8 protein-coding genes are annotated in these 8,636 nt (G+C 34.9%); 7 read left to right on the top strand and 1 reads right to left on the bottom strand.

Annotated elements, in window-relative coordinates; genetic code table 11:
* The first annotated feature begins 1,090 nt into the window (after window positions 1-1,090).
* From ESZ39_RS16675 to ESZ39_RS16645, 7 genes are all read left to right on the top strand, one after another.
* Window positions 1,091-1,387 carry a hypothetical protein gene (locus tag ESZ39_RS16675; protein WP_146881055.1) on the top strand — a complete coding sequence of 99 codons (297 nt, stop codon included), beginning with the start codon at window positions 1,091-1,093 and terminating at the stop codon, window positions 1,385-1,387.
* Entirely contained in the window at window positions 1,387-1,728 is a 342-nt protein-coding gene (locus ESZ39_RS16670) for a HipA N-terminal domain-containing protein (RefSeq protein ID WP_146881054.1), read from the top strand. Before ESZ39_RS16675 ends, ESZ39_RS16670 begins: the two co-directional genes overlap by 1 nt.
* Window position 1,729: 1 nt before the next feature.
* Complete coding sequence (locus ESZ39_RS16665) at window positions 1,730-2,737, top strand: type II toxin-antitoxin system HipA family toxin (RefSeq protein WP_146881053.1); 1,008 nt, start codon at window positions 1,730-1,732, stop codon at window positions 2,735-2,737.
* A 1,481-nt stretch (window positions 2,738-4,218) separates the two neighbouring features.
* Window positions 4,219-4,401: a hypothetical protein gene (locus ESZ39_RS16660; RefSeq protein WP_146881052.1), complete on the top strand. Its 183-nt coding sequence runs from the start codon at window positions 4,219-4,221 to the stop codon at window positions 4,399-4,401.
* Between the two features lie 399 nt (window positions 4,402-4,800).
* Window positions 4,801-5,988: a glycosyltransferase family 4 protein gene (locus ESZ39_RS16655; RefSeq protein ID WP_146881051.1), complete on the top strand. Its 1,188-nt coding sequence runs from the start codon at window positions 4,801-4,803 to the stop codon at window positions 5,986-5,988.
* 196 nt (window positions 5,989-6,184) lie between these two features.
* A complete protein-coding gene (locus ESZ39_RS16650) occupies window positions 6,185-7,108 on the top strand; it encodes a nitroreductase family protein (protein ID WP_191321831.1) in 924 nt (307 codons plus the stop codon).
* Window positions 7,083-8,219, top strand: coding sequence for a glycosyltransferase (locus tag ESZ39_RS16645; protein ID WP_146881049.1), 1,137 nt, complete (start codon window positions 7,083-7,085; stop codon window positions 8,217-8,219). Before ESZ39_RS16650 ends, ESZ39_RS16645 begins: the two co-directional genes overlap by 26 nt.
* A 196-nt stretch (window positions 8,220-8,415) precedes the next feature.
* Here ESZ39_RS16645 and ESZ39_RS16640 read toward each other — a convergent pair.
* On the bottom strand, window positions 8,416-8,636 hold a 221-nt coding region (locus ESZ39_RS16640), incomplete at its 5' end, for an IS30 family transposase (protein ID WP_146878534.1).

Here is an 8,636-nt window from a genome sequence, read left to right as displayed (position 1 = left end):
ATTGCTGAAAACCCTGTTTTGAATTAGGCAAAACCTTCGTTTTGATTTTCAGTGACTTTATATCTTTTAACCAAAGACAATCAAATTTATCTTTAGCAACATCAATGCCAATATCATAATTCATCTCTTAGCTTCCCTTGTTCATGCAGTGTCACTTTCTTAGAAAGGCACTTGGATACCATCCAGTTTTTAAGATAAAATGAACTAAGGGTTTCATCTACATGCCAAAGTCAACGCTTTAAGGTTGGACTCAAACTCTCTTAGTTCTTGTCATAGAATAATAGCTTATTATTCTATCTAGAGAGATACAAGGTTGGACTTTAGTCCATCAGGTTTTATTTTTTTACAGGGAGGAAATAATGAGAAGGGAATGAGGTGGGGCTTTAAACATTTACAAGCACTTTATGTTTTTGTGTTTCCTCATGCAGTCCTCATTCACTTCTCCCTGTGATATTTTGTTATTTTTTTGCATGGATTGTAGTGGCATGGTTATTGTTTTTTGTGGCTGCCTTGCGGTTGACGGACTAAAGTCCGACCTACAAAAGACAAGCTTCAAAGTTTATGGTGTTGGCTGTAGGCCCTATGTAGGTTGGACTTTAGTCCATCAGGTTTTATTTTTTTTACAGGGAGGAAACAATGAGAAGGGAATGAGGTAGAGCTTTAGATATTTACAAGCACTTCATTTTTTGGTGTTTCCTCATGCAGTCCTCATTCTTTTCTCCCTGTGAGATATTTTTATTTTTTTACAGGGAGGAAACCATGAGAAGGGAATGAGGTAGGGCTTTGAACATTTAAAAGCGTTTTATTTTTTGGTGTTTCCTCCTGTTGTTCTCATTCACTTCTCCGTGTGAGATATGATTTTAATGTACGTCAATTAAAATAAAACTATAAAGTTTCGTTTTCCGATTAAAGGTACTCCCTTCAAATACTTCATACCCGTTCATCAATAGCTTAAATCAAAATTTTCTTTGCTTTAAATAAAATTTCAGTATAAATATACGTATTTATTTGTTTTTAACGTTGTTTTCCAGATAAAGTTTGATTATAGTTAGCTTTTAATAGTTAACTGCAATATTTCTGTGATTTGATTATGAATGAACAATTCAAACAGGTTGTCGACACCATCGATAACCTTAAAGAGCAAGTTAAAGCATTAGAAGCGCAAAATAATGCTGCATTAGCGTTTATTATGCTCAAAGATTTTCCTGAGCTAATAGAATCATATTGCACTGACAACAGTATCAGAAAAGCGGATATTTGCGTGTTGGCTGGTATTTCCACAACCACATTGACTCAAACCCTGAAAAATCCACTAAAAGCTTCGATGTCAACAATCAATGCCTTGTCATCAGTGATTGGTTATCAGATTTTAATTGGGCGCTCATAATGCTTAAATTAAATAGGAGAGGGATAATAAAGGCTAATGGCATTATTGCCGGTATGATTTCAGAATATACTGATCTCAAAAAAGAGCAGTTTGTTTTTGAGTATGAAGATGATTACCTAACAAATGGCTCGCCTATTGGCCATTATTACCCCTTAACCAGCACACCTTATATCAGCGATCATTTACCGCCTTTTTTTTCAAATCTTGTTAGTGAAGGCTGGCTTCGAGGCCATCAAACTAAAAAATCTAATCTTAGTAAGGATGACTATTTCGGTTTGCTACTTGCCAATGGCAGTGAACTTATTGGGGCTATTTCGGTGATCCCAGACAAAGAGGTTTAATATGGAAAACTATATTTGCAAGGGAAGTTTAAAGTCTGTCAAAGCAAGCAATATCGTCGAGGGGTACAGTAAAAGTCATTTAAAATCATTCTATGGTGCAGTCACTCCTGTATGCATTAAAGGCACTGCGAATGAATTTGATGAGCTAGTAATGGATCACACTACAGGTTCATCAATCTCAGGGGTTCAGCGAAAGATGTTTATGCATCTGGAAAAAGGTGTGCTTATGCCAAGTTATAACGGTGAATATATCGTTAAACCGACGCCTAACGCTTTCCGTTCACTTTCTGAAAATGAACATGCCATTATGAAGTTATGTGAAGCTGTTGGATTGAAGACCGCGCAATGTTCAGTTGTGCGATTTGAAGACGGTGAGTTTGCTTATATAACTAAACGCTTTGACCTGATTGCTAAATCCAAAGAGCGATTTTTTATCGAAGATGGTGCGAGCATATGCAATGTAGCACCAAGACATAAAAACAGTGATTCTCTTTCTTATGAGCGTACCTTAAAACAGATGATTGATAGTTGTGCTGGTGCACAAGCAGCGGGGTTGACCGCTTTACGGATGTTGATATTTGGCTATGTAGTTGGCAACAATGATATGCATTTAAAGAATTTTTCGTTGTATCGAAAACCGTTGAACAAAACAGTCACGTTCGATGGTTTTACACCCGTTTATGACATGCTGAGTGTTGCGCCATATAAAGAATATTTCAATGTAGAGTTAAGCTTAAATTTACTTGAATCTGAAGCCGAACATGCCCACTTTAGTAAAAGCTATGACACTTATGGTTACTATACTTTTGAAGATTTCTATTTGCTGGCACAAGCATTGGGTATAGCAGCAAAAGCAGCAACCATACTCATTGCTAGTTTTGTTGCTGCAATTGATAAAAAAGCAGGTCCTATTCTATTGAACTCCAATCTTCCTGATGATTTAAAGCAATGCTTGTTAGCGAGAATTACTAGCAAATGCGCTGTAATGGGGTTAAAAATGATCACCTAAATTCAGCGCTACGCTATCACTAATGAATATCACCTTTATTAACTGAATGTTGACACGAACCTTCGTCATTAACACCTTTGTTAATAGTGATATCAGATAAAAACCACTTGTAACGTCAGTCTAGGTTATTATGTTTTGTGGCTGCCTTGCGGTTGACGGACTAAAGTCCGACCTACAAAAGACAAGCTGCAAATCTTATGGTTTCGGCTGTAGGCCCTATGTAGGTTGGACTTTAGTCCATCAGGTTTTATTTTTTTACAGGGAGGAAACAATGAGAAGGGAATAAGGTGGGGCTTTAAATATTTAAAAGCGTTTGTTGTTTTAATGTTTTTACCTCCTGCTGTTCTCATTCTTTCCTCCCTGTGAGATATTTTATTGTTTTTTACATAGATTGTAGTGGCATAGGTTATTATGTTTTGTGGCTGCCTTGCGGTTGACGGACTAAAGTCCGACCTACAAAAGACAAGCTTCAAAGTTTATGGTGTTGGCTGTAGGCCCTTTGTAGGTTGGACTTTAGTCCATCAGGTTTTATTTTTTTACAGGGAGGAAACAATGAGAAGAGAATGAGGTGGGGCTTTAAACATTTACAAGCACTTTATGTTTTGGTGTTTTTACCTCATTCACTTCTCATTCTTTCCTCCCTGTGAGATATTTTATTGTTTTTTACATGGATTGTAGTGGCGTAGGTTATTATGTTTTGTGGCTGCCTTGCGGTTGACGGACTAAAGTCCGACCTACAAAAGACACGCTTAAAATTTTATGGTTTCGGCTGTAGGCCCTTTGTAGGTTGGACTTTAGTCCATCAGGTTTTATTTTTTTACAGGGAGGAAACAATGAGAAGGGAATGAGGTAGGGCTTTAAATATTTACAAGCGTTTTATGTTTTAATGTTTTTACCTCCTGCTGTTCTCATTCTCTTCTCCCTGTGAGATATTTTATTGTTTTTTACATAGATTGTAGTGGCATAGGTTATTATGCCTTGTGGCTGCCTTGTGGCTGCCTTGTGGTTGACGGACTAAAGTCCGACCTACAAAAGACAAGCTTAAAGTTTTATGGTTTCGGCTGTAGGCCCTATGTAGGTTGGACTTTAGTCCATCAGGTTTTATTTTTTTACAGGGAGGAAAGAATGAGGAGGGAATGAGGTAGGGCTTTAGACATTTAAAAGCACCTTATGTTTTTGTGTTTCCTCATGCAGTCCTCATTCTTTTCTCCCTGTGATATTTTGTTATTTTTTTACAGGATTGTAGTGGCGTAGGTTATTATGTTTTGTGGCTGCCTTGCGGTTGACGGACTAAAGTCCGACCTACAAAAAGCAAGCTGCAAAGTTTGTGGTGTTGGCTGTAGGCCCTGTTTAGGTTGGGCTTTAGTCCATCAGGTTTTACGCTTTTTTTGCCAATTGCTAGCATTGATGCCAACTTACAGGTTATTCGGGTGCTTGGGCATCTTTCTTTATTAACACTCATTTATTAAAAGTATAGGTATATGGACGTAACTAATTTATCGCAGTTTACTGAACTGGCATTAACGCGTAATATTATTTCACTATTTGCTGACCGCGAGCGAAGTAAAAACTATTCGGTTTCGGCGGCGGGTTTGTTCTTAGATTATGCCAAGAAAAAAATCGTTGATAGTGAGTTTACGCCACTATTTATCTTGGCTGAGTAAGTTGAACCTACTGTTGGAATATCAACCTGATATTCTATTAATTACCACGGGGTCTCCAGGACAATAGTAATTTATGATTAAGTGCAAAGCCAAGGAGCAAAGACATTTGTGATGGGAGTTTGAGGGACTTACAATGTATTTACCAGCGGTGTAAAGCGAGCTCCAAAAATTTAGTATAATTTAGATTTAGAACAATTTTATCGATTATTACTTAAGTTAACCCGAACTAAAAAAATTAAGTTGTTGAATTTTTATGGGTTTTTGAACCTCTAGGTTAATAGTCGAATAATTGAGTAAGCTAGTGCAATAATACTTGTTAATTGTTAATTGTTAATTGTATATTAAATATTATGAATCATATATTTATGTTGTTGAAAAGTAACATGTGGAACCTATCTAATGAAAATCTTATTTTTAACCCCAGAGCTTCCATACCCTACAATTAGCGGTGGTACTATAAAAAGCTTTAAAATTGTAGAACACCTACTGACCAATCACGATGTTACTTTAGGTTGTTTGATAAAAGGCTCACAAGAACAGACTCCTTTGACAACGTTTAAAAAAGCTTTGCCACGTTTAAAAACTTTTAGCTTTAACTTAGATAGAAAGAGAAATATTAAGACGCTACTATCAAGCTACGCCCTATTCTTACCCTTAACTATTTATCGTAATTATTCAGTTGAGCTAAAGAAAAAAGTTAATTCGATAGCGGATAAATATGATGTGATTTTTATTGACCATTATTTAATGTTTCAATATATACCACCCAGCTTTAGGGGACGTATCGTTATACATCAGCATAATGCTGAGTTTGTTATGTGGTCGAGGTATGCAAAACTGGTTAAAAATCCAATCAAAAAATTATTATTGCTTATAGAGTCATATCGAATTAAACGGTATGAATTAAGAATGATAGAACGAACTAACGTTACATTAGCAGCACCAAATGATAAAGCTGCATTAATAGGGGGTGGAGCCAACTCTAGTAAGTTTATTAATACGTTTCATTTAGGTGATGCACGTAATTTAACACTTAAAAATTTAACCTATGAAAATACACAATTAAACATACTGTATATTGGTACTTTAACTTGGGAAGCAAATATTGATGGTTTACTCTGGTTTTTAAAACACAGTTGGCCATTAATTAAAGCGCAGCAACCTAATGTTGTTTTTACAATCGTAGGTAGATGTTCGCCTAAAATGAAAAATATATTATTAAAGTTAGAGCCTAAATTAAATTTACTAGGATTTGTTGAGCATTTAGACGTACTTTATCAAACTCACAGGGTTTTTATTTGCCCTTTAAGGTTTGGTAGTGGTATAAAAGTGAAGGTGATAAATAGCCTTTATAGAGGTATTCCAACAGTAATGACACCAATTGCTGCAGAGGGAATTGCATTAAATAATGCAGAACATGCTTACATTACCAGTGATATGGCTGATTTTGCTTACTGTGTACTTGAATTACTGAAAAATAAAACCAAATGGCGATCATTTAGTGAAAAATCAAGAGTACTTATGCATCAACACTACACTTGGGATAAAGTGTTTATCAATATAGATAAAAGTGTAATTACAGCATAATAACTAATATAGTTGGAGAGTCCTGATCATCTCGTTTATTAAAAAATACATGCCAAACTCAATTAAGCTATTAATGCTGTTGATAAATAGTAAGCTAAAGCTACTTTTATTGAGTTTATTTTCGTTTTCACGTTTTTCTTCATCTTTATACTATTGTCTTTTTAGCCAACAGTTTTCACGGGAGCATCAGTCAGTTTTGAAAGCACGAGTTGCTTATTTAAAGTATAAAGGGCGTGATAATGACAGTAGTGTATTATTGAGACGTAATATTCACAGAATAGAAAAAGGTTTGATAATGCAGCCGCAGAAGCCTATTTTTGCACTCAGTTATATTACCGAAACGATTAATGAGTATGTGAAATTACGGAAAAATACTACTCATGACAAAGAAGAGCTTATATGGGCTAAAGAAGTACTTAGTGTATATTTTGACACCATTGACGAAAATTTATTACCTCAAAAAATCAAGATTATTTTTGAAAAATTCATAGACAAAACAGCTGAAAAAAATAACTTTAAGAATGTACCTTATTCTTTTGCTAATAAAGTCATTTCAGACGTTACCTTTGAACAATTTTTCTCTTTGTGTAACCAGCGTCGATCTGTTAGATGGTTTACAGCCAAAGCGGTATCAAGGACGCTGTTAGAAAAAGCAATTAATATTGCATCTACAGCACCTAGCGCCTGTAATCGGCAGCCTTTTATGTTCAATGTGGTTGATCAGCAACCATTACTGGCTACACTAGCTTCTTTACCTTTAGGTACAAAGGGTTTTGCACATAACATTCAATGCCTGATCGTAGTAACAGGTAATTTATCTTATTATCCAACTGAGCGCGACAGGCATTTAATTTATATTGATAGCTCGTTAGCTAGTATGCAATTTATGCTAGCTTTAGAAACATTAGGCTTAAGTTCATGCGCATTGAATTGGCCTGATATTGAGCAACAAGAGTTAAAAATTGCCCAAATCCTGAATCTGTCAGATATAATCAGACCCACGATGCTTATTGCTGTTGGTCATGCCAAAACACAGGGCAAAATACCTTATTCACAGAAGAAATCAGCACAACAACTTATTAATTATATGAACCATGAAAATTGCAATTTTAGCAAATAATACACCTAGTTTTATAAAGCCTATGGCAACTGGTTTGCAAAACATGTTGAGCCACTTATCTGTTCAATCTGAAATATTTGATAATGGTTTAGCTATGCTTAATTACAGTTATATTAATAACGTAAGTATTAACTGTAAAAACTTTGTAAAGTCAGGTCTGAATATTCTCAGCCCTAAAACATATTATCAGCACCAGAAAGTCACTTTACAATTAGTTAAACAATTTGAAGCTCAACTCAATGGGTATGATGCCATTATTGTTGTATGTAATATTCCTGATGCTTTTCTGAAACAAAAACTACATCGTATAGAGCAAATCAGACAACAACAAAATAATGTACCTATCATTTTGTACCAAAATTACTACTTAGCTACTAGAGGTAATTGGAGCAATAGTATTATTAAAGCGGGAGGTTTTGGTCTCGAACGTTATGATTGGTATTTAGCTGCATCAATTAGCAGTATTTACCCCCTAAGCAAAGAAGAACACCCCTATTCAGTCATAGGTCATGATCTGCGGGATGATATTTTAATACCAAAAACGGGTGAAAAATTTAAAGTTTTACTCGATTTTAAACGTAAAGGTTTTGAGAAATATCGCGCATTACAGATTCAAGCACTAGAAGAAAGCAATATAGCCTTTACTGAACTTTCAGGTCGTTATAGTCAAAATGAAATAAAAAAAATCTATCAAGAACATAGTGCATTATTTTTATCATTCAAAGAATCATTTGGATTGCCGATAGTTGAAAATCAATTATGTGGTAATTATATATTCACTCCTTTTAGCGGTTGGGTTGCCTCTCACTATTTGAATAAACAGGTGAATCAGGGAGGTGAGGGCCAGTTAGGCGATAACTTTATTGTTTACAATAATAACTTAGAGGAATTAAAAGATAGTCTATTAGACTGCAAAAAAAAATACAATGCGGTCAAAAATTATCAACAATTTAAATTACAATATTCGGCATTTTATCAAGGTGATCTAATCGTATTAAAAAAGTGTTTAGATAAACTTCGTTGCGGTGAGATACATTCAAATTCACATATAAAATATCTACGACTCAATAAAGACATTGTTAATGATAAGAATTGTAAGTTAAATTATTAATAGGTTATATTTAGTCAATTTAGATGATTATAGTTATTATTATATAAAACAGTAAACATGTACATTTAAGTACGCTTTCATTTGAGATATTTGTATGACAGAAAAAATATTTTTAGCCATATACAGCAAAGGGGGACATAAAGATGAAATGCAGAGGCTTTTACTCTCTTAGATTCAACTCTGAAGTGCATAACCGCTAAGCAGCTATCGCCACTCTATGTTCAGCCATTAATTTGGCTGGCGTTTGGTAATTTATTTTCTTTCTTGGCCTATCGTTGAGTTTTACTATTACATCTTGGACTTCTGATAGCGATACTTTTTTGAAATTTGTTGATTTCGGCCAATATTGTCGTAATAGGCCATTGGTGTTTTCATTGAGCCCGCGTTGCCATGAACAATAAGGATCAGCAAAATAAA

The sequence above is a fragment of the Colwellia sp. C1TZA3 genome, from assembly GCF_007954265.1.
Taxonomy (GTDB): domain Bacteria; phylum Pseudomonadota; class Gammaproteobacteria; order Enterobacterales; family Alteromonadaceae; genus Cognaticolwellia.
This window is presented reverse-complemented; position numbering and strand designations above follow the sequence as displayed.

What these genes read in the sequence shown, in the direction of transcription:
- ESZ39_RS16670 (WP_146881054.1), top strand. Translation starts at nt 1,387, where the DNA reads ATGCTTAAATTAAATAGGAGAGGGATAATAAAGGCTAATGGCATTATT.
- ESZ39_RS16645 (WP_146881049.1), top strand. Translation starts at nt 7,083, where the DNA reads ATGAAAATTGCAATTTTAGCAAATAATACACCTAGTTTTATAAAGCCT.
- ESZ39_RS16660 (WP_146881052.1), top strand. Translation starts at nt 4,219, where the DNA reads ATGGACGTAACTAATTTATCGCAGTTTACTGAACTGGCATTAACGCGT.
- ESZ39_RS16675 (WP_146881055.1), top strand. Translation starts at nt 1,091, where the DNA reads ATGAATGAACAATTCAAACAGGTTGTCGACACCATCGATAACCTTAAA.
- ESZ39_RS16665 (WP_146881053.1), top strand. Translation starts at nt 1,730, where the DNA reads ATGGAAAACTATATTTGCAAGGGAAGTTTAAAGTCTGTCAAAGCAAGC.
- ESZ39_RS16655 (WP_146881051.1), top strand. Translation starts at nt 4,801, where the DNA reads ATGAAAATCTTATTTTTAACCCCAGAGCTTCCATACCCTACAATTAGC.